This window comes from Streptomyces sp. NBC_01506, assembly GCF_045040295.1.
Taxonomy (GTDB): Bacteria; Actinomycetota; Actinomycetes; order Streptomycetales; family Streptomycetaceae; genus Streptomyces.
In genome coordinates this window covers 3,366,125-3,392,456 of record NZ_CP109422.1, presented here as the reverse complement: position 1 = coordinate 3,392,456, position 26,332 = coordinate 3,366,125, and the positions used below count along the sequence as shown (strand labels likewise).

The 26,332-nt window shown below is 67.9% G+C and carries 27 protein-coding genes and 1 pseudogene; 11 read left to right on the top strand and 17 right to left on the bottom strand.

The features are described from left to right. Nucleotides 1-57: 57 nt before the first annotated feature. The gene (locus OG329_RS14660; RefSeq protein ID WP_405795503.1) at nucleotides 58-792 is read right to left on the bottom strand and encodes an isocitrate lyase/phosphoenolpyruvate mutase family protein; all 735 of its coding nucleotides are present in this window, start codon (nucleotides 790-792) and stop codon (nucleotides 58-60) included. Between the two features lie 79 nt (nucleotides 793-871). Continuing rightward, nucleotides 872-1,393: a carboxymuconolactone decarboxylase family protein gene (locus OG329_RS14655; protein ID WP_405795501.1), complete on the bottom strand. Its 522-nt coding sequence runs from the start codon at nucleotides 1,391-1,393 to the stop codon at nucleotides 872-874. Between the two features lie 47 nt (nucleotides 1,394-1,440). On the opposite strand from OG329_RS14655, the gene OG329_RS14650 reads away from it, so the two are divergent. After that, nucleotides 1,441-2,652 carry a PLP-dependent aminotransferase family protein gene (locus OG329_RS14650; RefSeq protein ID WP_405795500.1) on the top strand — a complete coding sequence of 404 codons (1,212 nt, stop codon included), beginning with the start codon at nucleotides 1,441-1,443 and terminating at the stop codon, nucleotides 2,650-2,652. Nucleotides 2,653-2,794: 142 nt separating this feature from the next. Here OG329_RS14650 and OG329_RS14645 read toward each other — a convergent pair whose 3' ends face one another. Beyond that, complete coding sequence (locus OG329_RS14645; protein WP_405795499.1) at nucleotides 2,795-3,103, bottom strand: hypothetical protein; 309 nt, start codon at nucleotides 3,101-3,103, stop codon at nucleotides 2,795-2,797. 165 nt (nucleotides 3,104-3,268) lie between these two features. Between OG329_RS14645 and OG329_RS14640 the strand changes: the two genes are divergently transcribed. Continuing rightward, nucleotides 3,269-3,532, top strand: coding sequence for a GntR family transcriptional regulator (locus OG329_RS14640; RefSeq protein WP_405795497.1), 264 nt, complete (start codon nucleotides 3,269-3,271; stop codon nucleotides 3,530-3,532). Between the two features lie 477 nt (nucleotides 3,533-4,009). Here the strand turns inward: OG329_RS14640 and OG329_RS14635 are convergent, their stop codons facing one another. Together OG329_RS14635 and OG329_RS14630 are read right to left on the bottom strand one after the other, a co-directional pair. Continuing rightward, nucleotides 4,010-4,597 (bottom strand): hypothetical protein, encoded by a 588-nt coding sequence (locus OG329_RS14635; RefSeq protein WP_405795495.1) that lies wholly within the window; start codon nucleotides 4,595-4,597, stop codon nucleotides 4,010-4,012. A gap of 1,164 nt (nucleotides 4,598-5,761) precedes the next feature. Next, a complete protein-coding gene (locus OG329_RS14630) occupies nucleotides 5,762-6,004 on the bottom strand; it encodes a hypothetical protein (protein ID WP_405795494.1) in 243 nt (80 codons plus the stop codon). Nucleotides 6,005-6,143: 139 nt separating this feature from the next. Here OG329_RS14630 and OG329_RS14625 point away from each other — a divergent pair, with 139 nt between their 5' ends. Next, nucleotides 6,144-6,989, top strand: a complete 846-nt coding sequence (locus OG329_RS14625) for a Scr1 family TA system antitoxin-like transcriptional regulator (RefSeq protein ID WP_405795492.1) — start codon at nucleotides 6,144-6,146, stop codon at nucleotides 6,987-6,989. Continuing rightward, entirely contained in the window at nucleotides 6,973-7,191 is a 219-nt protein-coding gene (locus OG329_RS14620; protein WP_405795490.1) for a DUF397 domain-containing protein, read from the top strand. The genes OG329_RS14625 and OG329_RS14620 overlap by 17 nt, the downstream gene beginning before the upstream one ends. A gap of 156 nt (nucleotides 7,192-7,347) precedes the next feature. Here the strand turns inward: OG329_RS14620 and OG329_RS14615 are convergent, their stop codons facing one another. The 4 genes from OG329_RS14615 to OG329_RS14600 form a co-directional block, all read right to left on the bottom strand. After that, complete coding sequence (locus OG329_RS14615; RefSeq protein ID WP_405795488.1) at nucleotides 7,348-7,845, bottom strand: phage terminase small subunit P27 family; 498 nt, start codon at nucleotides 7,843-7,845, stop codon at nucleotides 7,348-7,350. A 762-nt stretch (nucleotides 7,846-8,607) separates the two neighbouring features. Beyond that, nucleotides 8,608-9,105: a hypothetical protein gene (locus OG329_RS14610; RefSeq protein ID WP_405795486.1), complete on the bottom strand. Its 498-nt coding sequence runs from the start codon at nucleotides 9,103-9,105 to the stop codon at nucleotides 8,608-8,610. A 2-nt stretch (nucleotides 9,106-9,107) separates the two neighbouring features. Beyond that, the gene (locus tag OG329_RS14605) at nucleotides 9,108-9,344 is read right to left on the bottom strand and encodes a hypothetical protein (protein ID WP_405795485.1); all 237 of its coding nucleotides are present in this window, start codon (nucleotides 9,342-9,344) and stop codon (nucleotides 9,108-9,110) included. Nucleotides 9,345-10,444: 1,100 nt separating this feature from the next. Continuing rightward, nucleotides 10,445-12,031 (bottom strand): recombinase family protein, encoded by a 1,587-nt coding sequence (locus OG329_RS14600; protein ID WP_405795484.1) that lies wholly within the window; start codon nucleotides 12,029-12,031, stop codon nucleotides 10,445-10,447. A 390-nt stretch (nucleotides 12,032-12,421) separates the two neighbouring features. On the opposite strand from OG329_RS14600, the pseudogene OG329_RS14595 reads away from it, so the two are divergent. After that, nucleotides 12,422-12,952: pseudogene (locus tag OG329_RS14595) on the top strand (aminotransferase class I/II-fold pyridoxal phosphate-dependent enzyme); the annotation flags it as partial. A 43-nt stretch (nucleotides 12,953-12,995) separates the two neighbouring features. On the opposite strand, the gene OG329_RS14590 reads toward OG329_RS14595, so the two are convergent. After that, on the bottom strand, nucleotides 12,996-13,643 hold the full coding sequence (locus tag OG329_RS14590; RefSeq protein WP_405795483.1) for a CatB-related O-acetyltransferase: 648 nt from the start codon (nucleotides 13,641-13,643) through the stop codon (nucleotides 12,996-12,998). 248 nt (nucleotides 13,644-13,891) lie between these two features. Between OG329_RS14590 and OG329_RS14585 the strand changes: the two genes are divergently transcribed. Together OG329_RS14585 and OG329_RS14580 are read left to right on the top strand one after the other, a co-directional pair. Beyond that, a complete protein-coding gene (locus OG329_RS14585; protein WP_405795481.1) occupies nucleotides 13,892-14,179 on the top strand; it encodes a hypothetical protein in 288 nt (95 codons plus the stop codon). A 20-nt stretch (nucleotides 14,180-14,199) separates the two neighbouring features. Continuing rightward, on the top strand, nucleotides 14,200-15,381 hold the full coding sequence (locus OG329_RS14580; RefSeq protein WP_405795480.1) for a glutathionylspermidine synthase family protein: 1,182 nt from the start codon (nucleotides 14,200-14,202) through the stop codon (nucleotides 15,379-15,381). 66 nt (nucleotides 15,382-15,447) lie between these two features. Here OG329_RS14580 and rocD read toward each other — a convergent pair whose 3' ends face one another. From rocD to OG329_RS14560, 4 genes are all read right to left on the bottom strand, one after another. Further along, nucleotides 15,448-16,656, bottom strand: a complete 1,209-nt coding sequence (rocD, locus tag OG329_RS14575) for an ornithine--oxo-acid transaminase (protein WP_405795479.1) — start codon at nucleotides 16,654-16,656, stop codon at nucleotides 15,448-15,450. 141 nt (nucleotides 16,657-16,797) lie between these two features. Beyond that, complete coding sequence (locus OG329_RS14570; protein ID WP_405795477.1) at nucleotides 16,798-17,547, bottom strand: hypothetical protein; 750 nt, start codon at nucleotides 17,545-17,547, stop codon at nucleotides 16,798-16,800. A gap of 107 nt (nucleotides 17,548-17,654) precedes the next feature. Continuing rightward, nucleotides 17,655-18,545, bottom strand: a complete 891-nt coding sequence (locus OG329_RS14565; RefSeq protein ID WP_405801840.1) for a hypothetical protein — start codon at nucleotides 18,543-18,545, stop codon at nucleotides 17,655-17,657. Next, nucleotides 18,538-19,188: an RNA polymerase sigma factor gene (locus OG329_RS14560; protein ID WP_405795475.1), complete on the bottom strand. Its 651-nt coding sequence runs from the start codon at nucleotides 19,186-19,188 to the stop codon at nucleotides 18,538-18,540. The genes OG329_RS14565 and OG329_RS14560 overlap by 8 nt, the downstream gene beginning before the upstream one ends. Before the next feature lie 78 nt (nucleotides 19,189-19,266). Between OG329_RS14560 and trpS the strand changes: the two genes are divergently transcribed. Both trpS and OG329_RS14550 read left to right on the top strand, forming a co-directional pair. Then, nucleotides 19,267-20,277, top strand: a complete 1,011-nt coding sequence (gene trpS, locus OG329_RS14555; RefSeq protein WP_405795474.1) for a tryptophan--tRNA ligase — start codon at nucleotides 19,267-19,269, stop codon at nucleotides 20,275-20,277. 265 nt (nucleotides 20,278-20,542) lie between these two features. Continuing rightward, entirely contained in the window at nucleotides 20,543-21,148 is a 606-nt protein-coding gene (locus OG329_RS14550) for a 2'-5' RNA ligase family protein (protein ID WP_405795472.1), read from the top strand. A 26-nt stretch (nucleotides 21,149-21,174) separates the two neighbouring features. Here OG329_RS14550 and OG329_RS14545 read toward each other — a convergent pair whose 3' ends face one another. Continuing rightward, a complete protein-coding gene (locus OG329_RS14545; protein WP_405795470.1) occupies nucleotides 21,175-21,930 on the bottom strand; it encodes a decaprenylphospho-beta-D-erythro-pentofuranosid-2-ulose 2-reductase in 756 nt (251 codons plus the stop codon). A gap of 42 nt (nucleotides 21,931-21,972) precedes the next feature. After that, nucleotides 21,973-23,358 carry an FAD-binding protein gene (locus tag OG329_RS14540; RefSeq protein WP_405801838.1) on the bottom strand — a complete coding sequence of 462 codons (1,386 nt, stop codon included), beginning with the start codon at nucleotides 23,356-23,358 and terminating at the stop codon, nucleotides 21,973-21,975. Between the two features lie 195 nt (nucleotides 23,359-23,553). On the opposite strand from OG329_RS14540, the gene OG329_RS14535 reads away from it, so the two are divergent. Further along, nucleotides 23,554-24,480: a YihY/virulence factor BrkB family protein gene (locus tag OG329_RS14535; RefSeq protein WP_405795469.1), complete on the top strand. Its 927-nt coding sequence runs from the start codon at nucleotides 23,554-23,556 to the stop codon at nucleotides 24,478-24,480. Between the two features lie 46 nt (nucleotides 24,481-24,526). On the opposite strand, the gene OG329_RS14530 is transcribed toward OG329_RS14535, so the two are convergent. Then, nucleotides 24,527-25,822, bottom strand: coding sequence for a D-alanyl-D-alanine carboxypeptidase family protein (locus OG329_RS14530; RefSeq protein ID WP_405795468.1), 1,296 nt, complete (start codon nucleotides 25,820-25,822; stop codon nucleotides 24,527-24,529). A 175-nt stretch (nucleotides 25,823-25,997) separates the two neighbouring features. On the opposite strand from OG329_RS14530, the gene OG329_RS14525 reads away from it, so the two are divergent. Then, the gene (locus OG329_RS14525) at nucleotides 25,998-26,324 is read left to right on the top strand and encodes an SCO4848 family membrane protein (RefSeq protein ID WP_405795466.1); all 327 of its coding nucleotides are present in this window, start codon (nucleotides 25,998-26,000) and stop codon (nucleotides 26,322-26,324) included. The last annotated feature ends 8 nt before the right edge of the window (nucleotides 26,325-26,332 follow it).

Genomic DNA, 26,332 nt, shown 5'->3' with positions numbered 1-26,332 from the left:
CGGTGCGTACGGTGCGTACGGTCCGTACGCGTGGGGTGCGGCTCGTGCCGGGCAGGCTCAGGCGCGCAGTTGGGCGGCGTCCTGCCGTACCGCCGCCATCGCCTGCCGCTGGAGCCCCGGACCGAACGTGATCCGCGTCGCGCCGAGCTTGCCCAGTTGCGACAGTTCCGCCGCACCGGCCGGCGCCGCCCCGACGTTGATCGGGCCCTCGATCCCCGCCCGCAGGGTTGGGATCGCCTCGCGCGGGGCGCCGATCGGATACACGCAGTCCGCGCCGGCGGCCACGTACAGCCGCGCGCGGGCGATCGCCTGCTCCGGATCGCTCACGCCACGGATGAACGTGTCGACGCGGGCGTTGACGAACAGCCGGTCCCCGGCCGCCGCCCGGACCTCGGCCAGCCAGTCGGCGTGCCGGTGCGGGTCCTTGAGGCCGCCGTCGGCGGAGTCCTCCAGGTTGCAGCCCACCGCGCCCGTGTCCAGCAGCCGGGCGACCAGCTCGGCCGGCGCCAGTCCGTAGCCGCCCTCGATGTCGGCGCTGACGGGCACGGCCGAGTCGCCGGCGGAGACGGCCCGGACGATACGGGCCACCGCCGCGAACATCTCGTCCGGCGGGGTGGCACCGTCCTCGTAGCCGAGCGACGCGGCGACCCCCGCGCTCGGCGTGGCGAGCGCGGGGAAACCGGCCTCCGCGAAGACACGGGCGCTGCCCGCGTCCCAGGGCCCCGGCAGGACGAGGGGGTCTTCGGCGGCACGGTCGTGGTGCAGGGCCCGGAAGGTGGTCAGGAGCGTCATGGCTGATCCGTATCCCAGATGCGTCGGCGGAGGCGGCGGAGGCTGCGGAGGCGGCGAGGCTGCGGCGGGTCCGCCGGGCTCACTTCTTGCGCGCCGGCGGGGTGTAGTAGCCGGGGGGCAGCCGGGTCGTCACCCCGAAGCGGTTCCAGGAGTTGATGACCGTGATCGCGGCGATCAGATAGGCGAGTTCGGTCTCGTCGAACTGCGCCGCCGCCCGCTCGTACACGTCGTCCGGCACGAAGCCGTCCGTCAGTACGGTGACCGCCTCGGTGAGTTCGATCGCCGCGATCTCCTTCGGCGAGTAGAAGTGCCGCGACTCCTGCCAGGCGCTGAGCTGGATGATCCGCTCCACCGACTCCCCGGCGGCCAGCGCCGACTTCGAGTGCATGTCCAGGCAGAGCGCGCAGTGGTTGATCTGCGAGGCACGGATCCTGACCAGCTCGTACAGCACCGGGTCGATACCCTGCCCGACCGCCTTCTCGAGCCCGCGCATCGCCGTGAAGACGGCCGGCGCGAGCTTCGCCCACGCCAGGCGCGGCTCGTGCTCGGGGACGCGATCGTGCTGGTGGACGTGGTTCGTGTCGCTGTCGTTCGTCGTCATGGGTACGACGCTACGCGTCCGGTGGCGCAGCGGTATGGTCCATTTCCATGAGGGATTCATGGGCCAATGCGGCGAGCGGCGGAGAGCCGGCGCACCGGGACGGGGAGCGGCCGGCCGGTGGGAAGCGGCAGGTCACCGCTGTCACGGTCGGCGCCGACCTGCATCTGGAGCTGCGCGGTCCGGGACTGCGTACGGGACTGATGGACGCCCTGCGCGAAGCCGTCCGCACCGGGCGGCTGACCCCCGGCACGAGGCTGCCCTCGTCCCGTTCGCTCGCCGCCGATCTGGGCGTCGCGCGCAACACCGTCGCCGACGCGTACGCCGAACTCGTCGCCGAGGGCTGGCTCACCGCGCGGCAGGGCTCGGGGACGCGCGTCGCGCGGCGGGCCGCGCCGCGCACCGCGGCGCCGAGCCGCCCGCCGGCTCCGCCGGTCCGCCGCAGCCCCGCGCACAATCTGCGGGCCGGCACTCCCGACCTGGGCTCCTTTCCGCGCGGCGAATGGCTCGCCGCGGCCCGCCGGGCACTGACGGCGGCGCCGCACGACGCGTTCGACTACGGCGACCGGCTCGGGCGCGTCGAACTGCGCACCGCACTCGCCGACTATCTGGCCCGGACACGGGGCGTGTACGCCGACCCCGAGCGGGTCGTCCTGTGCTCCGGATTCGCCCACGGTCTGTCGCTGATGGCCCAGGCGCTCGCGGCCCGCCGGGGGAGGGCGGGGGTGGCGCGGGGCGGTGCGAAGCCCGGTACGAAGACCGGTGCCAGGGGTGGTACGAAGGCTCGGGCTCGGGCTCGGGCTCGGGCGATGGCCGTCGAGTCGTACGGGCTCGACTTCCACCGGTCCATCCTCACCGGCGCCGGGCTGCGTACCCCCGTGCTCCCGATCGACGAACTCGGCACCCGCACCGAGGAGTTGGCAGCCGGGCGGGGCGAGTTGCGGGGCGTCGACGCGGTGTTGACCACCCCGGCGCACCAGTTCCCGACCGGTGCCGCGCTCCATCCCGACCGGCGTGCGGCGATGGTGGACTGGGCGCGCGGCGCGGGCGGGCTGATCCTGGAGGACGACTACGACGGCGAGTTCCGCTACGATCGCCAACCGGTGGACCCTACACCCTGGCAACTCAGAAAACAGCAGGTCAGCGCCAACGACAGGGCCCCGTCCGGTACTTGGCCGAACGGGGCTGGTCTGCCATGTGAGGGCTACGCGGGGTTGTCCAGCTCACCAGGCATGGGGCCGGGGGTGAGGGCGACGGCGTGACGGGGGCAGGCGTACAGGGTCGTTCCGGTGCCGCTCGGGCGCTGAATCCACCGGACGGCGACGGGCGCGTATGTCCAGTTGTGGCAGCGGCAGCAGCGTGCACCGGACTCGGGGCCGGGCTCGGCGGTGATGGCGTCGCGTGTCATGCCGACACCCGCTCAGGCTTCACGAGGCTGCCGAGCGGCATCGTCGGATAGTCGTAATCCACGCCGAGCCGGGCGAATGCGGCAGCGTACGCCCGTTCGCGCTGTAGCTCGGGCAGCTCCCGCGCGTGCTCGTCCTTGAAGACGGCCCGCACGTCCCGCGACGACGGGGCGGTCCACGGACGGGACCAGGGCGACACGGGCGCGGGCTCGGAAGTGGGCGGGGTGGCCGGTGCACTGTGGCATCCACGGGCAGGCAGTACCAGCCGCAGCACCCACACCAGGGCACGGACGATAGGGTCACGCATAAGTCGATCAGCTCCTCAGAAAGCTGTTCCGGCGGAGCCCCGAGGAACCGATTAGGCCCGGTTCTTCGGGGCGTTCTCATTGCGACGGTAGAACAACTGCTCTACCCACGTCTACCGACGTATGTGTACGCGTGTTGGCGTGTCCGGTTGTCTACGGTTCTCCTCATGAGCCCGACGATTGACTACGACGCCCCGACACCGCCGTATCAGCAGATCGCTGCCGAGATCATTCGGGATATCGAGGCAGGCGTACTCGCGGTGAACCGCCCGATCCCCTCCGAGTCGGCGCTCACACAGCGTTGGGGAGTAGCGCGGGACACCGCACGGCGCGCGGTGCGACACCTGCGGGAACTCGGGTACGTCTACACCGTGCCGCAACGAGGGACGTATGTTGCGGAGCGCGGCGAGGACGAGCGCCAGGAGGGTTAGCGAACCCCGCCCACGGGTCATGGGAGTGACGTGTGGGCGGGGCCCGTGCGGAAGCATCCGGGCAGGGTTGGGCCCTTGCTCCCTCATCCTTTGAGGCGCGCTCTCAATGGGCGCCTCAGAGGGCCGTGCACCCGTTCCGAACGGCTCGACCTGTCCAGGGTTGTTCCGGCCGGAACGGGCGTCTTTGGGTGCCCTATTGGGCTTAGGCTCGTTTCATGGCTGAGCCTTTCGTGAGCGCCGATGACACTGACCATCTGGCATGTGGTATCTGTCCCTCAAAGCGCCTCCCCCGGTCGGATTTTCTGGTCTACGACCGGCCGACAAGAGAAGCGCCTTTCAATCCGTCTGACGGGTACCGCTACACATCGGACGGAACACCCGTCTGTGTGCACCCCCACAAAGTGGGGCTTGAGCCCGACCGGATCGCGCCGCCCCCAGAGCCGCTAAATCTGGGGGCGACGGACCCGGCCCCGGAGTCTAAGAGCCCGAGAAAATGGCTACGCGCTTTCCTCGGTCGGTAACACCGATCCCGGCGTACACCGTGTCAAGCACTGCCCGGCGCCGCTCAGTCTCGGCGGCGCCAATCCAGTAGCGGTCATTCAGGTCACCGAATGCCGCTTTGTAGACCTGGTGCGTGTAGTCGCCGTGGTCCCACGTACCGCCGCCTACGCCTTCCTCCAGGTCCGTCATGTGCACGAACTGGATTCCGGCGCGCTTCTGGATTCGGCACATGAGCGTGAATTGCGCCATGAGCGCATGGGACATGGTGTCCACCGGAACGGACACCGGGAGTTCGGCGGCCGTCTCGTCGCCGTTCGTCAGCTCGTAGACGGCAGATTTCATTGCCATCGCCCGAAGCGTTTCTACGAACAGTGCCGGTGCGTCACCCTCGGCGTTGTAGTCGGGGATGATGGGGTAGCCGTAGAAGTCATCCCAGTCTTTGTTGTACTTGGCGCACGAAGCCCAAAGGCGCCCGAATTCCGGGTCGGCCTCAAGCGCCGCGAAGATCTCTTGTGCCCGCCCCGCCACCTGTTCGGGTGCCGGTCGGGAAATCGTTGCTGTCACTTGCACTCTCCTTTTCGGTTGCGTGCCTTTGCTGACCCGCCCGACTGCCGCTGTCCTTCTTTACAGCCGGGCGGGAGTTTTGGGGTCAGCCCCGATGGGGCCTTTCCGCTATTTGCCTACTGAGGGTTGCACTGGATGCACGGCCACGTCTTGCCATTGAGGTCTGTCCACGAGCACGATCCTCCGCACCACGTACAGCCCTGACACGACAATGCAACAAACTTATCCATGTGCTGATCCTCCGGATATTGTTTCTTTTGGGGTGTGCCCGGCTCCGTTTACCCGTCACGGTGGAGCCGGGCCGGGACCGCCCCTGCCGATCCCTAAGTGAGTATCGAAGGTGGAATCCACATGGATTCAATCGGCAGGGGCGGAGCTTGCGCCCGGAGCAAGTCCTTAAACCACTCGGGGGACCGGTCCGGGAATGTCGGCGGTAGGGGTCCGGGTGTCGTCAGGGTGCGCGACCACCTTGTGCGTGTACATGGCGTGGCTCGCGTAATTCGCAGCTTTGGGCGTCTTGGCCTGCCGCGCCTGCTTGCGAATTGTGGCGCACTGCAAACACGTGCGGGGGTCCACGGGGCCGTCTTGGGTCAGAATGAGGTTGAGCAACTCCTGAACTGACACGCTTTCGCCTTTCTTGGTCTCTGCCCCGCCTGGAAGGGCTCAAAGTCGACCGGTAGCGGCCATGGTGGGAATTATTCCGGCGATCACAGCAACGATGAAGACGAATACGGACCAGCCGAAGCGGCCTACATATTTCATGTGTCACCTCTCAGGGCTACCGCTCCCGTAGCGAAATCCGCGTACGGGTCGATTTCAGCGGCAACGGGAATGCCGTCATGCTGGGGATGCCGCCGCAGCAAGACACGGCAGTCGGTTGCCCACGTTTCGCTTCCCCGTGCCGAAGCTCGCGCCAAGTTGGCGCGGATTTCGTTACACCGGTAGCACGTCGTCACAGCAACCGCCCGAGGGTGCCGAACTGGTGTCGGCGCTCAATGTCTTCCCGAACCCGTTCACGGAGCGCGGAAAAGACCGCGCTCTCTTCTCGCTCGCGCCGGAGGTTGGGCGGAAGCTTGAGTGAGCAATCCGAGTCGGGGCACTGGCATTTCGGCCATGCCAGCGCTGACCGAACCGGGGGTTCACCGTGGTCGGGGAAGTCGGCGTTCACTCGCCCGCCCCCTGGTTGCTGTGCAGCCGGCGGTGGTCCTCGATGATCCGGTTGAACTCCCGGACCCGTCCGGCCGCGTTCTGCAACCGCGCGGCGGTACGTCCACGGTTCGCTGCGTAGCAGATGCGGCACTCGGGATGCGCCACGGGCTCAAAGGCGGGGCTGTGAAGCACCGGTACTGCCGCTTCAAGGGCTACCGTGCCGTCGCGGATTACCCGCTTCGGTAGGTCGTTCGCCATACCAGCTCCGAACCTTGGCCGTCACCCGTGGGGGCGGGTGTCCTATGTCCCCACCATCGCCAAAAGAACGAGGTAGGTACACGGAGGGCGCGTAACCAATTACCCTCAGTGGACAAGGACTTGAGAGGGAGCCAGCGCGATGGAGCTAGAACCAGACGAAGACGCGATGCCCGCCACACCTGCGGGAATGCTGGCGTCACGTGCGACACGGGCACGGGCTAAGAGGGGACTCTCGCTGCGGGCGCTAGCTGAGAAGCTGGGCTACCCGCACACATACCTGAGTCGGGTTGAGCGGGGGGAACAACTCCCGTCCGAAGCGCTGGCAGAAGCCCTTGATGACTTCTACGAGACGGACGGTCTGTTTGCCGACCTGCTCATCGTGGCCGTCGCCGCAGAAGTCCCCATGTATGGGCGCAAGGTGCTTGAGGAGGAGAAGCGGGCCGCCCGTATCCAGACGTTCAACAGCAGCGTTGTGCCCGGACTGTTGCAGACGGAGGCATACACCACTGCACTGTTCACGGAATCCATGCCGGGCAAGGACGCTGAGAAGGTCGCGCTACAGGTCGCCATGCGGTCGCACCGTCGGGCGGTGCTGGACTCCGCCACGCCCCCGCTGTATTGGGCGATCATGGACGAGGCGGCCCTACGTCGGCCTGTGGGTGGTCCGGCGATCATGGCTGAGCAGATCCGGCAGATACTCCACATGATCGAGAACAACAGCGCGGTACGGGTGCAGGTACTTCCCTTCTCCCGTGGAGTGCATCCCCTGTTGGGCGGTAGCTTGAGCTTGCTCACCCTTCGGGATGGCGTGACCTTCGCTTACGTCGAGTCGTTCGCGTCAGGTGCGTCGGTCGACACCCCGGCTGATGTGCTGGAGCTGACGACGCTTCTGGACATCGCCCGGTCGAAGGCCCTTGACAGCGGGGAGAGCGTGGCCCGGTTCCACAAGTACCTGAAAGAATATGAAGATGACACTGACGCCTGATGAGAACATGCCGTCTCCGGTTTGGGTGAAGAGCAGCTACAGCAATGGCCAGGGTGCCGAGTGCATTGAGTGGGCTCCGCAGTACGCGGCGGCCACTGGTGAGTTCCTGGTCCGGGACAGCAAGGACCCGAACGGTCCTCACCTGAACTTGACCGCCGAAGGCTTCGCCGGACTGGTCGCCTTCGCCAAGTCCCACGACTGACCGACCGGCAGCCGTTACCTACCGAGCCCCGTTACCTCCTCGGAGCAGCGGGGCTCGCCCGTGCCCTTCGGTAGACAGCCCCGAACACGACGAAAGCCCCCGCGCCCGCCGCCCTGGCCAGGGAGACGAGCACGGGGGTTCTGTGGTGACTCAGAGTCAGTCCCACACGTCCGATTCGTAATCGTCGGGCTCGGGTGCTGTGATGGCGGTACGGGCACTTGGGGACAGGCCCAATTCCCGAATGTACCGGGAAAGTTGGGTCCGATACTGCGCCGCGATGGTGGCCGCACCGTTCTTCACCGTTCCGCGCTCGGCGGTAACCATGAGCCCGCGCTCTGAAAGGTCCCGCTCCGCCTGGTCGATACGGGCCACGCACACGCACAGGTCTTTCACAGTGGTGTGGTCCACCTCACCTATACCGGCCGCAACTTCCAACACGGGAACCACGCGCCTCCATTCCTGTGAAGCCACGTCACGACAGCGGACATTCGCTGATTCCACAGCGCAGTCACGTGAGAATCGGAAGACTTCGACCCAGTTCGGTTCGGACAAGACGGCGCGAGGAACAACTACGCCTTCTTTGATCACGGTCTTTGACGGGTTTCCCTCACGCGCGCGCTGGATTGCGGATTTGGGTCTATATCTGTCAGCCATACGCCCCTCATGCAAGGAAAGAGAGCCTGCGAAGACTCCCCAAATTCTGTTTCAGTACCGGCGCCAGTTTGTTGCCTCCCTGTCGCTCAAGACTGGCAGGGGAAGGGAGGCATCCCCTGGTCAGAACGGCGGGACCTCACCGGATTCACGGCGGGAACGAGCTTCCGCAGCAAATCCGCCCGGTTGATTCCTTGCCGTCTCGCGGTTATGGCACGCAACACACAACGGCCGAAGATGCTTGTGCGCATCCGGTTTCACCTCACCTCGCGCAATCAACTCGCGCCGAGACAAAGGGAAATGGTCCGCAACATTCGCCGCGCGACCACAAAGCACGCACCAAGGGTTCGTGTACAGGTACGCCTTTCGGATGCGCTGCCAACGGGTCGTGTAGACGGCGCCACCACGTGAGGCGCGGTCGGTGTTCGCTTCCCTCTGATGGGCTGTACAGCGGCCACCTGTGGTCAGTTCGGGGCATCCAGGTATGGGGCAGGGGGTACGGGGCTTACGTGGCATGGGGGCCGTCCGGCGGGATGGCCGGGGGATCAATCGGAGTCCCGTCCGGCAGATATGGCGTGATGTCCACGGCGATGAGCCGGCCAGGGTTTGCGGGGTCCCGCATGAGCTGAATACCTCGCGGCATCATCGTTCCGCGTTCCTGGTTTTCCCCCGTCGCGTCGGACCATACGGGATTACCTTCCGCGTCACGCGGGAAGTACGGGTAATCCCCGTCCGGTCCGGGGTCGAGAGCATCTGTGGCCATCGTCAGTCCTTACCGGAAAGGTGGGCTTCCCGCTTGTCGGTCAGCTCGTGGTCGAAGACGGCGCCAAGTTCGGCGGCTTTCTTGTCCGCGTGGGAGACAATGTCTTCCAATAGAGTTGCCTGGTACCAGCGCTGTTCCGGCACGGTCACTACTTCGCCCAATGCGCTCTGAGCCCGCTGTGCTTCCGTCAGGATGTGGCCGCGCTTGTGCCGGGCGGCACGGAATTCTACAAAGGCAGTGAACCACGGCTCGGCAGACAGGGCGTCAAAGAACCGGTCCCGAGCATCGTCACCAGAATGTGAAGCCTCATCAGCTCTCGCCTGCCATGTGTCGACAACGTCTCGGTTGTATGCCGCTGCGCGCTCTGCACGCCGGGCGCCTTCCGTTTCCTGTGCCTCTTTCAACTGTGCCTCGGCATCGGCCAGCGGGGCGGATGCCTTTTCTGCCTGTGCGCGTAGCTTCGCGACCCGGTCGGCGGCCTTTTCGATTTCAGCAGTCATGCTCACTTACCACCCTTGTTTACGTTGCGCCCGTGATCTGCCGCGTTCTTCTTGTTGTTCTCGTAGTAGCCAAGACTCATCCGGGCGGTGATCCCCATGTGGTCGAACGTCTCAGGCTGCGATTCCTTCAACGTGGCAAGCGCCTCCATTCGCTCGTCCCACTTCCATGCGTCGGCGCGGATTTGGTCCTTGTTGCGCGGGCCGTCCAGAAAACCGGCCTGGCTGAGGTGTTCATTCACGATGTGACTCCATGTGTGCTGTGTTCGGGCATGAAAAATCCCCCGTGCCGTGCAAGGGGGGATCTGGTTCCGCTATACGGCTTGCCGCGTTCGGCGCTTGCGGTAGTTGGCTTGTCTACAGCGGCGCGTACAGAACCGCTTGGGCCGACCCCTCCCGGTCCAACCGGCAGACTCGCCACAGTGGGCGCACGATGCCTGTCTACGAGCCTCCAGCGCGAACTCAGAGGCTTCCACGAGGTCTTCCTGGGCGTTGATGCAGTCGTATCCCGCCTCCTCGTTGTAGTCGCAGTACCGCTTGCGCGGGTGCCAGACCTCGAAGAGTTCCCCACACAGTGGGCACGGCTTCATTGGCGGGCGGGACGTGGTCCGCCGTCCGGCGCGGTGTGCTGCCTGTCTGCACGCGGGAGAGCAGTAGCGTTCCTGTCTGCCGGTCAGGTACTCGCCGCAGCGTCCACAGTTGGACAGTCGGTTGCCGGGTGCGTAGTAGCCCAAGGGGGGCTCCCTTCGAGGGGTGCGTTACGGAATCCGATGACGTGGTGACGGTTCCTGTTTCTTCTCAAGTTTTCTTGGTTCTTTCTATTTTTCGTTACGCGTCAAAAAAATACGTAACACAGCATCCCTTCGTCACTCCTTCCGCTGTCGGTGCCGCTTCGCCCGGCGGGCGGTCCATTCCCGGCAGCCGCGTGAGCAGAACCGGGGCGGGCGCCCACGGCCCCCGTAGGGAACGGTGTTGGTGCAGTCGGGCCGCGCGCACGCGGGGGCCGCAGAAAGGGTCTCAGCGGCTCTCAGGGCCTTAGCCGTGAGTTGGTGTGCTTCCGCCGCACGCTCCCCGTGGGAGCCGACGAGAGCCCACGTGGCGGACTCGGCATGGCGAAGGGTGTTCACCAGGTCGGTGTATTGCGTCGTATCCATGATTCTCCTGTGGCGTAAGACGTCGTATAGCGGCTCGGTGGACGGCGTAATGCGTCGTGAAGCCTTCTCGGTTGTGGATTATTGCGGTGTAACTTTCGGCGCATTGCGCCTGCCTGCGTGAACGCATACGAGAGCTCCGGAAGCCTGTTTTGGACTCTCCGGGGCTCTCGCAGGATCACACTGTCCTGTTACGCCGCTTGTTCGAACTCGCCAGTCCCACTCTCGGGTTTCGCCCACACGATAGTGACGCGCTCGTCGCCCTTGAACCGCTTCCCCTGTCCTGGGGATTTGGTGACGGTCACGCTGTCGATAGCGAGGCCGAGCAGATCGCGCCGCATCTGCGGGTCCGCGTTCTGCCACACTTCAGCCGCGCGACCCTCGATAAGCCACGTGATATCCACGCGGCCCACGGTCAGTTCACTGAGCCTGTCTTCGGCAGCATCGAGACGCTTTTCCGCTGCGACTTTGTGCGGGACTCGGTATTTGGCAGAACGGCCCGTGTACCAGCCTGATGCGTCATCCGCGTGGAACTTGTCGAGTTGGGCCACAGCGGCGAGCAGTTCGGCTTGAGCCTCTTTGATCACGCCGCTCTCGTCGGGACGGGTCAGTGCGTGCCACCTTTCCGCAGCGGCTATCAGCAGCGGGTCATGGTCTTCCGCCGCGTGCAGGCGCGCCGACCACGCTTCCACCACGTACCGCTCAATCGCCGGACGCCACACGGACGCCGGACCGGGGCACGCGCCTCCTGCGGCACGGTGCTGGCAGTTGTACGACTTCCCGTCAAGCACCATCGCGTGTCCGCACGACACGCACCGTAGTTTCCCGCTCAGGGCGTGAACGGCCCGACCCTCGACCCTGGTGTTGTCCACGATCTGATTTCCGCTCAGCACGCGCCGGGCACGGGCCGCAACGTCCGCCGGAATCATGTCGGCGACCATGTCCCGCTCAACACAGCGCATCCGCTCGCCCTTGCCGTCGACGTAGGCCACTGGGGATTTGTGTGACTTCCCGCCGGGCGACACCGTAAGCCACCCCTCGTACACCGGGTGAATCACAATCGCCCGGATACTGTCAGCACGCCAGAACTTGCCCGTACTCGACTTGATGCCTTCCTGATTGAACTTCCGGGCGAGTGCCCGTGAGGATGTTCCCCCGGATATCTCGTTGAAAATTCGGGTGACGACTTCCCACCGTGAGAGTTCTTTACTCCCCTTGACGATACACAGATAGGGAGTGTGGTCCGGCGAGAGCCGACGTGTGTCCGGGTTCGCGGTCAGCCCGAACGGTGCCTTGGCGAGCCAACGGCCCTCGTTGCGCTGCCGGTTCTTTGTACTCCGGACGTTGTACGAAAGGCGTTGCGAGTACTCGCGCGCGTTTTCTGCACGATCAATGATCCAACGGCGGTCCCGCTCGTCCATCGAATCAAGACGCTCATAGTCGAAGATGACGCGGGCTTTACCGAGGATCGGCACGACCGCTTCGGCGCCCTTACGGCTGAACCGGTCGAGCGCGTACACCCACAGGCACGGAACCTCACCGTTCAGCACTGCGGACATGGCAGCGTCATACTTCGGACGCTTCACATCCGACCACGCAGAAAGATTCTCCTTCCAGACCCTACGAACGCAGTACCCGTTTTCCTCGGCCCACGCACGGCCCCGTTCCTCCTGTGCACGAATGGACAGCGCGCGCTCCCCCTCGCGAACCACCTTGGACTTTCTGAGCAACAGATCCACAAACGGCCCTGTGTCCGCCGCGCCGTTGTTACCGTTCACTCTTTCTGTAGAGAGCGTCAGGATCCTGGATACCTCCTGTGCCTTCGCCGGGCGTGACGTCTGGTCGTACGTAGTAGGGCCGGTGGAATTCCGGGATTCAACTCCTTGTAGGCCCATTGGCTCGGTTGTCCCCACAGCGTAAGTAAGGAGCACTGAATTCTGGGATTCACCTCGCGCCCCCGCTGGACTCGATGTCCTTGTGCTCTCTGTAGGGACCAGGAAGTGCCTGGATTCATGCTGCGTCCCCGATGGATTCGATGTTCTGATGCCCTCAGTAGGGACGGAAGGTCTCCCGGACGGTCGGGCCTGTCGCGTCGCAGCCATGCGTAATCCCCAGTGACCTGCGGAAACGGTCCGCACCCGAGTAGGTCCCAGGGTGTTGGACCTACTCCTGTCGGCGCGCTCCAGGGCCTGGACCCGGAGCGGGTGGCGTACATGGGTACGGCGAGCAAGTCCCTGGCTCCGGGGCTGCGGCTGGCGTGGATGGTGCTGCCCAAGGCGCTGGTGGGAGAGGTGACCGAGGCGAAGGGTTATGTCGCGGCGGTGCCGAGCGCCATGGACCAGCTCACGCTCGCCGAGTTCATCTCCTCCGGCGCGTACGACCGCCATGTGCGGTCCATGCGGCTGCGCTACCGCCGGCGGCGCGACCAACTGGTCGAGGCGCTGGCCGAACACGCGCCGGAGTCACGGGTGACCGGCATCGCCGCCGGGCTGCACGCGGTGGTCGAACTCCCGCCGGGCACGGACGAACGCGAGATGACCGAGGCGGCGGCCTGGCAGGGCCTGGCGATCCAGGGGCTCTCCGACTTCCGGCACCCCTCGGTCCCACCGGGGCGCGAGGCGCTGGTCATCGGCTACGGCGCCCCGACCGACAGCGCCTGGGCGGGCGCCCTGGACGCGCTCTGCCGCGTACTGCCGTAACCGCCGCTCGGCCATACCCGAACCGGCATGGTTGGACGGGGGCTCAAGGGGCCGCCGCTTCAAGCGCGTCGACGCTGCCCGACATGATCGTGCGCAGATGCGTGGTGATGTGCTCGATCGGCCAGTCCCACCAGGCGATCGCCAGCAGCCGCTCGACATCGGCGTCGTCGTAACGGCGGCGGATGAGCTTGGCCGGATTGCCTCCGACGATGCCGTAGTCCGGTACGTCGTCCACGACGACCGCGCCCGACGCGACGACCGCTCCATGGCCGATCCGGACACCGGGCATGACCATGCTGCGGTAGCCGAACCAGACGTCGTTGCCGACCACCGTGTCCCCCCGGCCCGGCAGCCCGGTGATCAGGTCGAAGTGCTCGCTCCAGGAACCGCCCATGATCGGGAAGGGGAACGTCGACGGGCCGTCCATCCGGTGATTGGCACCGTTCATGATGAACCGCACCCCCTCACCCAGCGCGCAGTACTTCCCGATGACCAGCTTCTCCGGCCCGTAGTGGTAGAGCACGTTCCGCGTCTCGAACGCCGTCGGCTCGTCCGGATCGTCGTAGTACGAGAAGTCCCCGACCTCGATCAACTCGGAGGTGATCAGCGGCTTCAGCAGCACCACCCGTGTCTGGTCGGGCATCGGATGGATCACGTTCGGATCGGCGGGGCGGGCGGGAACAGCGGACATGGTGAATCGTTCTCCTCGTGTACGGCGAGTCTGCGCATCCTGCCCGAGGGGCTGATCGCGACGACAACGATTATTTCCGGCCGCGGTGCGGCGGCTGTGCCGTAACGGACCAAAAGACGCAAAGGGAATCTGGTGGAGGCGAGTTCATGGACCGCTTGTCGGGCGTGGCGGCCGGGCATCTAATGTGTGCGCGAGCACGGGATTGACGGGTCGAAGGATCGACCGGGCAGACGGGGGAGGACGGGGCCATGGCCGCCGTAAGACAACGCAGGCTGCGGTCGAGCACGGTGGTGCTCGGCGGTATGGGGATACTCGCACTGACGATCACCTCCTGTGGTTCGGAACCGGACAAGCGCTGCGCCGACCGGACCACCTATGAGGAGCTGTCCAACTCCGACTGTGACAGCGACGGCTCGGTCAGGGCCTCGTACTACTACGGTGGCAAAAGCTCCGACGGCCAGGTCAGCGGGGGCAGTTTCGACAAGTCGGCGGTCGACCGCGGCGGCTTCGGCTGCTCGGGCACCGGCGGCGGCTGAGCGGGCGTCAGCGCGCGATGATGCAGCGTCGGACCATCGAGCCACGCCCCGACTGGCAGCGGACGGTGGAGGAGCAGGGGCTCGTCTATCCCCTCACCCGCTACCCGGACGACTCCCTGCGTCCCTACTGGGACGAGAGCGCCTACTACGTCTTCACCCTTCCCGAGGTCGAGGCTCTCGAAGTGGTGGTCGAGGAACTGCACGCCATGTGCCTCGCCGCCGCCGAGTACATCGTGAAGAACGACCGCTTCGCCGACCTCGGCATCACCGACCGCCGACTGACCGCGTTGATCGCCGAGTCCTGGCGGCGCCGCGACGAACTGCCCTCCATCTACGGCCGGTTCGACCTGCGCTACGACGGCACCGGCCCGGCCAAGATGCTGGAGTACAACGCCGACACCCCCACCTCCCTGGTCGAGGCCGCCAGCCCCCAGTGGTTCTGGATGGAGGAGCGCTTCCCCGGCGCCGACCAGTGGAACTCCCTGCATGAACGGCTCGTCGATGCCTGGCGCCGCCAGGCACACCTCCTTCCTCCCGGTCCTGTGCACTTCGCCCACTCCGACGGCGACGAGCTGGGCGAGGATCTGATGACCGTCGCCTATCTGCGCGAGACGGCCCAGCAGGCGGGTCTCGACACCGAGGCCCTGTCCGTCGAACAGATCGGCTGGGACAAGCTGACCGGCCGCTTCGTGGACGACCGGCTGCGCTTCATCCGTAGCTGCTTCAAGCTCTATCCGTGGGAGTGGCTGACCACGGACCGCTTCGCCCCCCAGGTGCTCGACACCCTCGACAACGGCGGCGGCACGGGCAGCACCTGCTGGATAGAGCCCGCCTGGAAGATGCTGCTCTCCAACAAGGCCCTGCTGGCGATCCTCTGGGAACTCAACCCGGACCACCCGAATCTGCTGCCCGCCTATCTCGACGGGCCCCGTGAACTCGCCGCCGAAGGCGGCTATGTCTCCAAACCCCTGCTCGGCCGCGAGGGCGCCGGAGTCGCCATCCATGAGCCCGGCCACCCCCCGGTCGTGCGCCAAGCGGCCTGCTGCTACCAGGAGTTGGCGCCGCTGCCCGACTTCGACGGCAACCGGGTCGTCCTCGGCGCCTGGGTGGTCGAGAACGAGGCGGCCGGCCTTGGCATCCGGGAATCGTCGGACCTGATCACGGACGAGTACGCCCGCTTCCTCCCGCACGTCATCCTGTAGCCGCCGGGCCGCCGGCCGTCCGGGGCAGGTGGCCGACGACGCCGGCCACCGCCCCGGTCCGACGCCCTACCGGGCGGCCAGGACCCCCCGCAACTGCTCCAGGCCCCAGTCCAGGTCCTCCTTGCTGATCACCAGCGGCGGGGCGATCCGGATCGTCGACCCATGGGTGTCCTTCACCAGCACCCCCCGGTCCATCAACTTCTCCGAAATCTCCCGGCCCGTGCCGTACGACGGAGAGATGTCCACCCCCGCCCAGAGCCCCCGGCCGCGCACCGCCTCGATCGCGCCGCCGGTCGCCATCAGCCCCAGCTCATGGTGGAGATGATCACCCAGCTCCGCCGCCCGCTGCTGATACTCGCCCGTGCGCAGCATCGCGATCACCTCAAGGGCCACCGCGCAGGCCAGCGGATTCCCGCCGAACGTCGAACCGTGCTCCCCGGGCCGGAACACCCCAAGGATCTCGCTCGACGCCACCACGGCCGACACCGGAACCACCCCGCCGCCGAGCGCCTTGCCCAGCACATACATGTCGGGCACCACGCCCTCGTGCTCACAGGCGAAGGTCTTGCCGGTCCGGCCCAGACCGGACTGGATCTCGTCCGCGATGAACAGCACGTTCCGCGCGCGGGTCAGTTCCCGTACGCCCGCGAGATAGCCCGGCGGCGGCACCAACACCCCCGCCTCGCCCTGGATCGGCTCCAGGAGGACGGCGACGGTGTTGTCCGTCATCGCCGCGTCGAGCGCGCCGAGATCCCCGTACGGAACGATCTCGAAGCCCGGCGTGTAGGGCCCGTAGTCCGCGCGGGCCTCCTCGTCGGTGGAGAAGCTGATGATCGTGGTCGTACGGCCGTGGAAGTTGTCCGCCGCCACGATGATCTTGGCCGTGCCGTCCGGTACCCCCTTTGTCCGGTAGCCCCACTTGCGGGCCGTCTTGACGGCGGTCTCCACCGCCTCCGCGCCCGTGTTCATCGGCAGCACCATCTCCATGCCGCACAGCTCGGCGAGCTGGGTGCAGAAGTCGGCGAACCGGTCGTGGTGGAACGCCCGGGAGGTGAGCGTCACCCGCTCCAACTGGGCCTTGGCGGCGTCGATGAGGCGCCGATTGCCATGGCCGAAGTTGAGCGCCGAGTAGCCGGCGAGCATGTCGAGGAAGCGTCGCCCCTCGACGTCGGTCATCCACGCACCGTCCGCCGAGGCGACGACGACGGGCAGCGGGTGGTAGTTGTGCGCGCTGTGCGCCTCCGCAGAGGCGATGGCACTCTCCGTTGTCGTCACGGGTTCTCCGTTCGATCGAGACAAGCCATCCGGTCAGGGCGTGGTGGCGCCCCTGTTTCTATCGTCACTCGCCAGTGTGGACGAAGAAACCTTGCCCCCGGCGTGCCCCGGGAGACAACCCCGCAGGCAGGTCCGGTTGGATCACACGTCCAGCAGCTCCTGGCGCGGACCCGACCGCGGCTCACCCCCGCCCCGTCCGAACGGGGGGCGAGGCAGCCGCCCCGCCAGCGGGCGCAGCACCAGGCCCAGCACCACTCCGGCCCCCAGCGCCGGTATCGCCCACCACCAGCCGTCCGTGCCGCCGGGAGAGGCCCCGGCCGTCGCGGGCCGCTGCTCCTGATCCTGCGCGGGCGTATCGGCGGCCCCCGCCGCCTCGTCCGTCTCCCCGGCGGGCGGCACCACCGGGCCGGCTCCCTGGGTGTCCTTCTCGCCCATGACGCCGATCTTCTTCAACAGGGCGCGCAGCTCTGCCGGTTGCTCCGCCGTATGCCACACGCCGGTGTCCGTCCCCGACATGTCCATCGACGTCTGTATCCAGATCTTCGAGGTGTCATCGCTCGGATACACCCGGTCCACCCGCCAGGGCTGCACATCGTGGGCCATCCACGTCACATTGATCTGCCGGGAGCCCATCGCCGAGTCCAGGGACGGCGGGGGCTTCTTCTGCCCCTCCGGCAGCACTCCCATCTGCTCGCTGCCCAGCTCCGTCGACAGTGCCTCGTACTCCGCGTTGCTGTAGTAGAACGAGGCCGTCTCCGCGCTGTCCGGTGAGCTGATCAGCACGCTCGTGGGACCACCGGCCACCGCGCTCGGGGCGAACGCCCAGGTCAGCACCGTGACCGTGATCAGCGCCGCGAGCCGCCCGACCCTGCTCGTACATCGAAGTCGCATGATTCCCCCTGCCGACGCCCGGCCCGGACCGTCCGGACCGCCTTCGCGTCACTTCCTGTACACCGCCCGACCCGAACCGGTTCCCGATCCCCGTCGCCTTTCTTCGGTCAGGGCATCGACTGCGCGATCGTCGTCGCGCGCGCCAACGACGCCACGCCCTCAAGCCGCAGGGTCAGCCGCTCGTCCGTGCTCCCGCTCGTGCCGCCGTCCTCCCACAGCAACGTGGGACCGGCCGTCCGCGCCGACTGCGTCCAGCCCCCGCCCTCGTCGTCGATCAGCCGGAATCGCAGCAGATGGGGATCGGCGAACCACAGGCCCGTCGACTCGTTCGGCTCCCCCGCGTGCAGGACCACCCACTCGGGCATCTGCTGGACCTGCTTCGCGAACCCCATGTCCAGACCGGCCCGGAACTCGTCCAGCCGTATCGTCCGCCCGGCGGAGTCCGTCCAGCACAGACTCACCACCGGACGCCCCGCCGACACCCCGTCCAGCGACACCCGGTCGGGGGCTCCCAGCTCGGCCGGGATCCGGGGCGCGAATCCCGCCCGCCGCTCCGCTTCCTCGATCGGCATCGGATCGGCGCAGCCCGGCACCGGCGCGCCCGGACTGGGCGTCGCCGCCGGGTCGTACCGCACCTGGACCCCGCCGAAGTCGAACCAGTCTGCGACCGCCGCCCGCACCGGCGGCGTCAGCACCAGCACGACCAGCAGCCCGGAGAGCCCGGCGGCCAGCGCCCGCCATCTGCGGCGCAGCAGCAGCCGAAGCCGTGCCACGCGCGCCGCCCGCGCGGGCACCCGAGCCCTTATCGGTGCCGGGGCCGAGGCCGGGCCGGGCGCCGCGTCGGCGAGGAGCTGCGCCAGCACCCGCTCGGCCATCGTCTCGCCGTCGACATCCGGGACCCGCATACCGCGCCCCAGCGCCCGCAGCTCCTCCGGAAGATCCTCCCGCTCGCCGCCGCGCTCACCCTCGCGCTCGGGCTCCCGCTCGCCGTCACCCATCTCCGTCACCTCCTCCCCTTCCTCCCTTCTCCGGCCCCGACTCCCACCCGGGCGCGGTCGCCAGCAGCCCGCCCATCAGCTTCAGCGCGCGACTCAGCCGGGACTTCACCGTGCCCGGCGGCCAGCCCAGCACCTGCGCCGTCTCCGCCTCGCTCATCTCCAGCAGATAGCGGCACGCCACCACCTCGCGGTGGTCGTCACTCAGCTCGTCCAGCGCCGCCCGCAGCTCGGCACTGCGCTCCTCCTCCACCGCCGCCACCGCGGGATCCGCCGATTCCGGTATCAACGGCTCGCCCCGCGACAGCGCCGCCTCGCGCCCCGCCACCGCCCGCAGCCGGACCGCCGACCGCACGGTGTTCCTCGTCTCATTGGCGACGATCCGCAACAGCCAGGGGCGGAACGGCGCACCGTCCTTGAAACCCCCCAGGGACAGATACGCCTTGATGAACGCGGACTGCACCACGTCCTCCGCGTCCGCCCCCGCGCCGCATGCCACCGCCACCCGCAGCGCGATTCCCGTATAGGCGCGCACCAGCTCCGCGTACGCCTCCCGCTCTCCGGAACGCACACGCGTGATCACAGCCGACTCATCCGCAACCGTCAGGATGCGGCCCCCCTCCAGGGTCCCCTCCCGTGTCCTCACGCCCTTGATACACCGGTCGGCGCAGATCGGTTCCCGGTCTGTCCCGACCGGTCTGTGCCACCTGAGAGAATGTTCTACATGGCCACTCGTCCTCGCGCGCTCTCCGGTATCCAGCCCACCGCAGGCTCGTTCCATCTCGGGAACTACCTCGGTGCGATCCGGCAATATGTGGCGCTGCAAGAAACCCACGACGCGTTCTACATGGTCGTGGACCTGCACGCGATCACCATTCCGCAGGAGCCCGCCGACCTGCGCGCCAACACCAGGCTCGCGGCGGCGCAGCTCCTCGCCGCCGGTCTCGATCCGCAGCGCTGCACGCTGTTCATCCAGAGCCATGTCCCCGAACACGCCCAGCTCGGCTGGGTGATGAACTGTCTGACGGGCTTCGGCGAGGCGTCGCGCATGACCCAGTTCAAGGACAAGTCGGCCCGGCAGGGCGCCGATCGCGCCACGGTCGGACTCTTCACGTATCCGATCCTCCAGGTCGCCGACATCCTGCTCTACCAGGCGGACTCGGTCCCGGTCGGCGAGGACCAGCGCCAGCACGTCGAGCTGACACGCGATCTCGCCGAGCGGTTCAACACCCGCTTCGGCACTACGTTCACGGTCCCGAAGCCGCACATCGTCAGGGAAGTCGCGAAGATCTACGACCTCCAGGACCCGACGGTCAAGATGAGCAAGTCGGCGTCGGCGCCGAAGGGCCTGGTCAATCTGCTGGACGACCCCAAGGTCACCGCGAAGAAGATCAAGAGCGCCGTCACCGACACGGGCACCGAGATCCGTTTCGACGCCGAGGCCAAGCCGGGCATCAGCAATCTCCTCACGATCTACTCCACGCTCACGGGCGCGAGCATCCCGGATCTGGAGCAGAGGTATGAGGGCAAGGGCTACGGCGCGCTGAAGGTGGATCTGGCCGAGGCCATGGTCGACTTCGTCACACCTTTCCGCAGCCGTACCCAGGAATATCTGGACGATCCGGAGACGCTGGACTCGATCCTGGCCGAAGGTGCCGAGAAGGCCCGCGCGGTCGCCGCGGAGACCCTGGCCCAGGCGTACGACCGGATCGGCTTCCTGCCCGCGAAGCACTGAGCGCGACCGGTGCGGGGCGGGCCGTCACGGCTCACCCCGCACCGGCCACCGCCGGCGGCGTACCGTATCCGCGCCGTGCGCGTACTGCTGACCAAGGGCCCTGGCCAGGTGGGCGGTGTGCGCGCCACACTGGCGCGGGGACGGAATCGGCCACACCCGCGCCGCACCACCGCACCATTGCTCCACCGCACCACCGGCACCACATGCCACCCGCCACACCCGCACCACCGCCACACCCGCACACACACGGACTGAGGAGAACGACGTGGGGAGGACCGTAACGCTCGGCGTTTCGATCGCGGTCCCGGAGCCGTACGGCAGCCTGCTCCAGGAGCGCCGCGCCGGCTTCGGCGACCCTGCCGCGCACGGCATTCCCACGCACGTCACGCTCCTGCCGCCGACCGAGGTCGACGCCGCGACGCTGCCCACCATCGAGGCGCACCTCGCCTCGGTCGCCACGGCGGGCCGCCCCTTCCCGATGCGGCTCTACGGCACGGGCACCTTCCGCCCGCTGTCGCCGGTGGTCTTCGTCCAGGTCGTCGAGGGCGGCTCGGCGTGCACCTGGCTCCAGAAGCGGGTCAGGGAGGCGTCGGGGCCGCTGGTACGGGAGCTCCAGTTCCCGTACCACCCCCACGTGACCGTGGCGCACGGCATCTCCGAGGAGGCGATGGACCGCGCGTACGAGGAGCTGGCCGACTACACGGCCCGCTGGAGCTGTACGTCCTTCGGACTGTACGAGCAGGGCCAGGACGGCGTGTGGCGGATGCTGCACGAGTACGTCTTCGGCGGCGGTACGGAGATCACGGGAGTGCCCTCGCAGAGCACCCGCACCCCCGTCGACCTGCCCGCGGCCTCGTCCGCGCATCAGTAGGAGGCAGCCCCCGGCAAGCGGCCCGCTCAGACCGGCAGCCGCCGGAACAGCGGCCTCGGCAGATGCCGTACCAGCGACATCGCCACCCGCAGCGCCCCCGGCACCCACACCGTCTCCGAACGGCGCCGCAGCCCCAGCTCCACGGCCGCCGCCACCGCCTCCGGCGTGGTGGCCAGCGGTGTCTCCTCCAGCCCGGCCGTCCGCCTCGTCCGTACGAAGCCGGGCCGCACGACCATCACATGCACACCCGTGCCGTGCATGGCGTCCCCGAGCCCCTGCGCGAACGCGTCCAGGCCCGCCTTGCTCGACCCGTAGATGAAGTTCGCGCGCCGCGCCCGCTCACCGGCCACCGACGACAGCACCACCAGCGAACCGTGCCCCTGCGTCTGCATCGCCGCCGCGCACACCAGCCCGGCCGAGACCGCGCCCGTGTAGTTGGTCTGCGCGACCCTGACGGCGGCCGGCGGGTCGGCCTCGTCGTGCGCCTGGTCGCCGAGGACACCGAAGGCGAGCAGCGTCATGTCGATGTCGCCCTCCGCGAAGACCTTGCCGAGCACTTCCGCGTGCGAGCCCGGGTCGAGCGCGTCGAAGTCGACGGTGCGCACCTCCGCGCCCTGGGTACGCAACTGCTCGGCCGCGGTGTCGAGGGCGGGTGACGCGCGGCCGGCCAGCCAGACCGTGCGTGCACGGCGCGCGATCAGCCGGCGCGCCGTGGCCAGCGCGATCTCGGACGTCCCACCGAGGACGAGCAGGGACTGCGGGATGCCGAAGGCGTCCTTCATGGTGCGGTGCTCCTTGCAGCGAGGGTGTGCGGATGACGACGTTCAGATCGACAGACGGCGGGAGAGATCGGAGACGAAGACCGCGCACGGGTCCAACTCGGCCCGCAGCGCCCGGAATTCGCCCAGTCGCGGATACATCGCGGCCAGCAGTTCGGGCCGCAGCCGCGAGTCCTTCGCGAGAGCGACCCGGCCCCCTGCGGCGGCGACGTCCTGGTCCAGCTCGTCGAGGAAGGGGCCCAGACCGGTCAGTCCGGTGGGGATGTCCAGCGCGAGCGTCCAGCCGGCCACGGGGAAGGACAGCCAGCCGGGATCGCCCGCGCCGAGCCGCTTCAGCACGGCGAGGAAGGACGGACAGCCGCGCCTGACGACGCGTCGTACGATCCGGATCAGCGCCTCCTCCTGACCGTGCGGGACGGCGAACTGATACCGGACGCAGCCACCGCGCCCGTACAGCCTGTTCCAGTGCGGAACGCCGTCCAGCGGGTGGAAGAAGGCCGGGACGCGCCGGAGTTCACCGGTCCGCCGTTTCGGCGCTCCTCGGTACCAAAGCTCGTTGAACAGCCCCACCGTGGTCCGTCGCAGCAGCCCCTCGGGTACGTAGGAGGGCACGCCGGGGAGCGGGGCGGGCCGGAAGGCGAGCGGCTGTCTGCGCGACCGCGCGGGCAGCGCGGCGAGTGGCGCGTGGTCGCCACGGGTGAGGACGGAACGTCCCAAGGAGGAGCCGCGCGCGAGCAGATCGATCCAGGCGACCGAGTAGCGGTAGCGGTGGTCGGACGTCGTGAGACGGGCCATCAGATCGTCGAGGTCCGTGGCGCGTTCGGTGTCGACCGACATCAGCGAGGTCTCGACCGGGTGCAGCCGGAAGGTCGCCGCCAGGATCACCCCGGTCAGCCCCATGCCGCCCGCCGTCGCGTCGAACAGGGGCGTGCCGGGGACGACCGTACGTACGCGGCCGTCGGCGGTCAGCAGATCCAGGGACAGCACATGGCGGGAGAACGAACCCGACACCTGGTGGTTCCCGCCGTGGATGTCGGCGCCGATCGCCCCGCCGACCGTGACCTGCCTCGTCCCGGGTGTCACCGGCACGAACCAGCCCAGCGGCAGCAGCACCTCCATCAGCCGGTGCAGACTGATCCCCGCCTCGCACCGGACGATCCCCGCCCCGGTGTCGACGGACACGACGCGGTCCAGCGCGGTCATCTCGATGACGCAGCCACCCGCGTTCTGCGCCGCGTCGCCGTACGCGCGGCCGAGACCGCGCGGGATGGACCCGCGCGTACCGCAGTCGCGCACGGCGCGCGCCGTCTCCTCGTAAGAACGTGGCCGTACGAGACGGGCGGCGGCCGTGGGGGCGGTGCGGCCCCAGCCGCTGACGGAGACGAAGTCGTCGGTGACGGGCTCGGCGGTCTGGGCGGTCTGGGCGGCCATCGCGGCGATCTCGGCAGACATGGTCGAGACGGTATCGCCCTAAACGTCATTCTTTGCGCTGTAAGCCGTATTTGCTGCGGTACTCGTATGAATGGGTGGTTGGGTGATTGGGTGGATGTCGGAGGGTGACGACGTGAGAAACGGCTTCCGGGGTACCCGACCCTTGGTTCTCCGACCCGAGGGCAGGTCTCTGTCATGGACTGGCTGAAAAAACTCCCCGTCGTCGGGCCGCTCGTGGCCCGGCTGACGCTGACGCACGCCTGGCGTTCCCTCGACACCCTGAATCGGACGCACTGGTCCCGGCTCGCGGCGGCGATCACCTTCATCAGCTTCCTGGCCCTCTTCCCGCTGATCACCGTAAGCGCGGCGATCGGGGCCGTACTGCTCAGCCAGGACCAGCTCGACCGGCTCCAGCGCGACCTCACCGCCCAGGTGCCGGGCATCTCCGACGAGCTGGACCTCAACTCGCTGGTCGCCAACGCCGGCACGGTGGGGCTGGTGGCGGGCGCGCTGCTGCTGTTCACCGGCATCAGCTGGGTCGGCTCGATGCGCGGATGCCTGCGCGCCGTGTGGGAGCTGGACCACGTGGACGAGGGCAACCCCTTCGTACGGAAGGCCAAGGACGCGGTCATCCTCGTCGGCCTCGGCGCCACGGTGCTCGTCTCGATCGGCGCGTCGACCCTCGGCTCCACGGCCATCGGCTGGACCGCCCACCGACTCGGCATCTCCGAGGGCGGCGCCGGCGGGGTGCTGCTCCAGATCGCGGCGATCGTCGTGGCGGCCGTCGCGGGCTTCCTCATCCTGCTGTACGTGCTGACGCTGCTGCCCGGCGTGCATCCGCCACGGCGCCGGCTGATCGTCGCCGCCGTCATCGGCGCGGTCGGCTTCGAACTGCTCAAGCTGCTGCTCGGCGGCTATGTGCGCGACGTCGCGGGCAAGAGCATGTACGGGGCGTTCGGGGTGCCGGTCGCGCTGCTGCTGTGGATCAACTTCACGGCGAAGCTGATGCTGTACTGCGCCGCCTGGACGGCGACGCCGCGCGAGAGCGAACCGTCGGACTGCGAGCCGGACACATCCGGCACGGGGTCCGGCGTAACGCCCCCGCCCGGCGGCCCGGCGTAACGCCCCCGCCCAACAGCCCCGCCCAGCGGTCCGCCCAGCGCCCCGCCTAACGGCCCGGCAGACGCTTGACCAGGTCCGGCAGCGGCCAGCGCCGGTTCACCAGGAACACGGCCGCCGCCAGCAGCAGCAACGCACCGCCCGTGATGGCCACCGCGATCCCCCTGCCGCCCGACCCGGACGACGCGGACGCCTTGTCACCGAGCGCCGCCTGGTCCGTACCCGCACTGCCACCGGCCTCGCCCTTGCCGCCCGCGTCCTGCTCGCCCACGGCCTCCTTGTCCGAGTCGCCGCCGGTGGAGCCGGGCTGCACCAGCTTGCCGATCGGCTCGACCTTTCCGGCGGCGGTGAAGCCCCAGTCCAGCAGCCGGCTCGTCTCCTGATAGACCGCCAGGCTCTCTTCCTCGGACGGGTTCATGACCGTGACCAGCAGGACCCTGCCGTCGCGCTCGGCGACCCCGGTGAAGGTCGAGCCCGCGTTGGTGGTGTTGCCGTTCTTGACCCCGGCGATGCCCTTGTACGGATCCAGACCGGCATCGCCGGTCAGCAGCCGGTTGGTGTTCTGGATCTCGAACGTCTCGCGCTTGGGGGCCTTCTCGCCCTTCTTCGCCTTCTTCTCCTCGCCGGGGAACTGCACCCTGACGGTGGACGAATACTCCCGGAAGTCCTTCTTCTGAAGCCCGGAGCGGGCGATCAGGGTGAGGTCGTACGCGCTGGAGACCTGTCCCTTCTCGTCGTAACCGTCCGGCGAGACGACGTTCGTGTCGAGCGCCTGGAGGTCGGCCGCGTGCTTGTTCATGTCGGCGACCGTCTTGGCGATGCCGCCGTTCATCTCCGACAGCACATGCACGGCGTCGTTGCCCGAGCGCAGGAACACGCCCATCCACAGGTCATGGACGGTGTACGTGCTCTCCTCCTTCACCCCCACCAGGCTGCTGCCCTCACCCACCCCGGCCAGATCCGCGCTCGTCACCTTGTGGGACTGGTCCTTCGGCAGCATGGGCAGGACCGTGTCCGCGAAGAGCATCTTCAGCGTCGACGCGGGCGGCAGCCGCCAGTGCGCGTTGCGCGAGGCCAGGACGTCGCCGCTCTCGGCGTCCGCGACGATCCACGATCGGCCGGTCAGCTTCTTCGGCAGGATCGGTACGCCCGGGGCGAGATTCACCTGCGTACCGGGTTTGCCGAGCAGGGAGCCGCCGACCGTCGACATCGCCGCCGGTGGCTTCGGCTGCTTGTCCTCGGATTTGTCCGTGGTCGCGTCGTCCGCGAGGGCGGGCGTGGCGGTCAGAACGGGCAGCAACGCGGCAGCGAGGACCGTCAACGCGGTCTTTTTCAATGCGGACACGGTCGAAAACGTACATGGCCGGGCGGGCGTTCCGAACCCCGGCGGGCTGACCAGCCGCGTCCACCGCCAGGACAGCTCACTTTCCGGCCACCGGCCCTCACGGCGCTCCCCACCGTCCCGCCCACCGGCCAGCCCCCGGCGAAACGGCGGTACGGGCTCCGGTGATACTGGATCCATGAAGCTCAGCCGCCCCGTGTCCTGGTTCCTGCTCGCCTTCGGGGTGTGGAGCTGGTTCATCTGGATCACTTTCGTCAAGAATCTGTGGCAGGACGGCAGCGGACTCGCCTTCGACGACGCCGGTGACCCCACGGGCTACTTCTGGGTGCATCTGCTGCTCGCCATTACGTCCTTCCTTCTGGGGACGGGAGTTGGGGCGGTGGGGTTCCGTGGAGTCCGCGCCTGGCGGCACGAAACACGGCACGGATCACGGCACGAGACAGGGCACGAGTCCAGGAACGAACCCGGCGACGAGCACGTAGTACTCAGACAGCGACAGGGATAAAGGGGAAC

Coding starts and splice junctions, on each gene's coding strand:
- OG329_RS14545 (WP_405795470.1), bottom strand. CDS start 21,930: ATGAAGGACGCCTTCGGCATCCCGCAGTCCCTGCTCGTCCTCGGTGGG.
- OG329_RS14640 (WP_405795497.1), top strand. CDS start 3,269: ATGAGCCCGACGATTGACTACGACGCCCCGACACCGCCGTATCAGCAG.
- OG329_RS14655 (WP_405795501.1), bottom strand. CDS start 1,393: ATGACGACGAACGACAGCGACACGAACCACGTCCACCAGCACGATCGC.
- OG329_RS14610 (WP_405795486.1), bottom strand. CDS start 9,105: ATGACTGCTGAAATCGAAAAGGCCGCCGACCGGGTCGCGAAGCTACGC.
- OG329_RS14620 (WP_405795490.1), top strand. CDS start 6,973: ATGACACTGACGCCTGATGAGAACATGCCGTCTCCGGTTTGGGTGAAG.
- trpS (WP_405795474.1), top strand. CDS start 19,267: ATGGCCACTCGTCCTCGCGCGCTCTCCGGTATCCAGCCCACCGCAGGC.
- OG329_RS14660 (WP_405795503.1), bottom strand. CDS start 792: ATGACGCTCCTGACCACCTTCCGGGCCCTGCACCACGACCGTGCCGCC.
- OG329_RS14535 (WP_405795469.1), top strand. CDS start 23,554: ATGGACTGGCTGAAAAAACTCCCCGTCGTCGGGCCGCTCGTGGCCCGG.
- OG329_RS14565 (WP_405801840.1), bottom strand. CDS start 18,545: ATGGGTGACGGCGAGCGGGAGCCCGAGCGCGAGGGTGAGCGCGGCGGC.
- OG329_RS14645 (WP_405795499.1), bottom strand. CDS start 3,103: ATGCGTGACCCTATCGTCCGTGCCCTGGTGTGGGTGCTGCGGCTGGTA.
- OG329_RS14540 (WP_405801838.1), bottom strand. CDS start 23,358: ATGGCCGCCCAGACCGCCCAGACCGCCGAGCCCGTCACCGACGACTTC.
- OG329_RS14585 (WP_405795481.1), top strand. CDS start 13,892: ATGGCCGCCGTAAGACAACGCAGGCTGCGGTCGAGCACGGTGGTGCTC.
- OG329_RS14625 (WP_405795492.1), top strand. CDS start 6,144: ATGGAGCTAGAACCAGACGAAGACGCGATGCCCGCCACACCTGCGGGA.
- OG329_RS14630 (WP_405795494.1), bottom strand. CDS start 6,004: ATGGCGAACGACCTACCGAAGCGGGTAATCCGCGACGGCACGGTAGCC.
- OG329_RS14615 (WP_405795488.1), bottom strand. CDS start 7,845: ATGGCTGACAGATATAGACCCAAATCCGCAATCCAGCGCGCGCGTGAG.
- OG329_RS14525 (WP_405795466.1), top strand. CDS start 25,998: ATGAAGCTCAGCCGCCCCGTGTCCTGGTTCCTGCTCGCCTTCGGGGTG.
- OG329_RS14650 (WP_405795500.1), top strand. CDS start 1,441: ATGAGGGATTCATGGGCCAATGCGGCGAGCGGCGGAGAGCCGGCGCAC.
- OG329_RS14570 (WP_405795477.1), bottom strand. CDS start 17,547: ATGCGACTTCGATGTACGAGCAGGGTCGGGCGGCTCGCGGCGCTGATC.
- OG329_RS14580 (WP_405795480.1), top strand. CDS start 14,200: ATGCAGCGTCGGACCATCGAGCCACGCCCCGACTGGCAGCGGACGGTG.
- OG329_RS14590 (WP_405795483.1), bottom strand. CDS start 13,643: ATGTCCGCTGTTCCCGCCCGCCCCGCCGATCCGAACGTGATCCATCCG.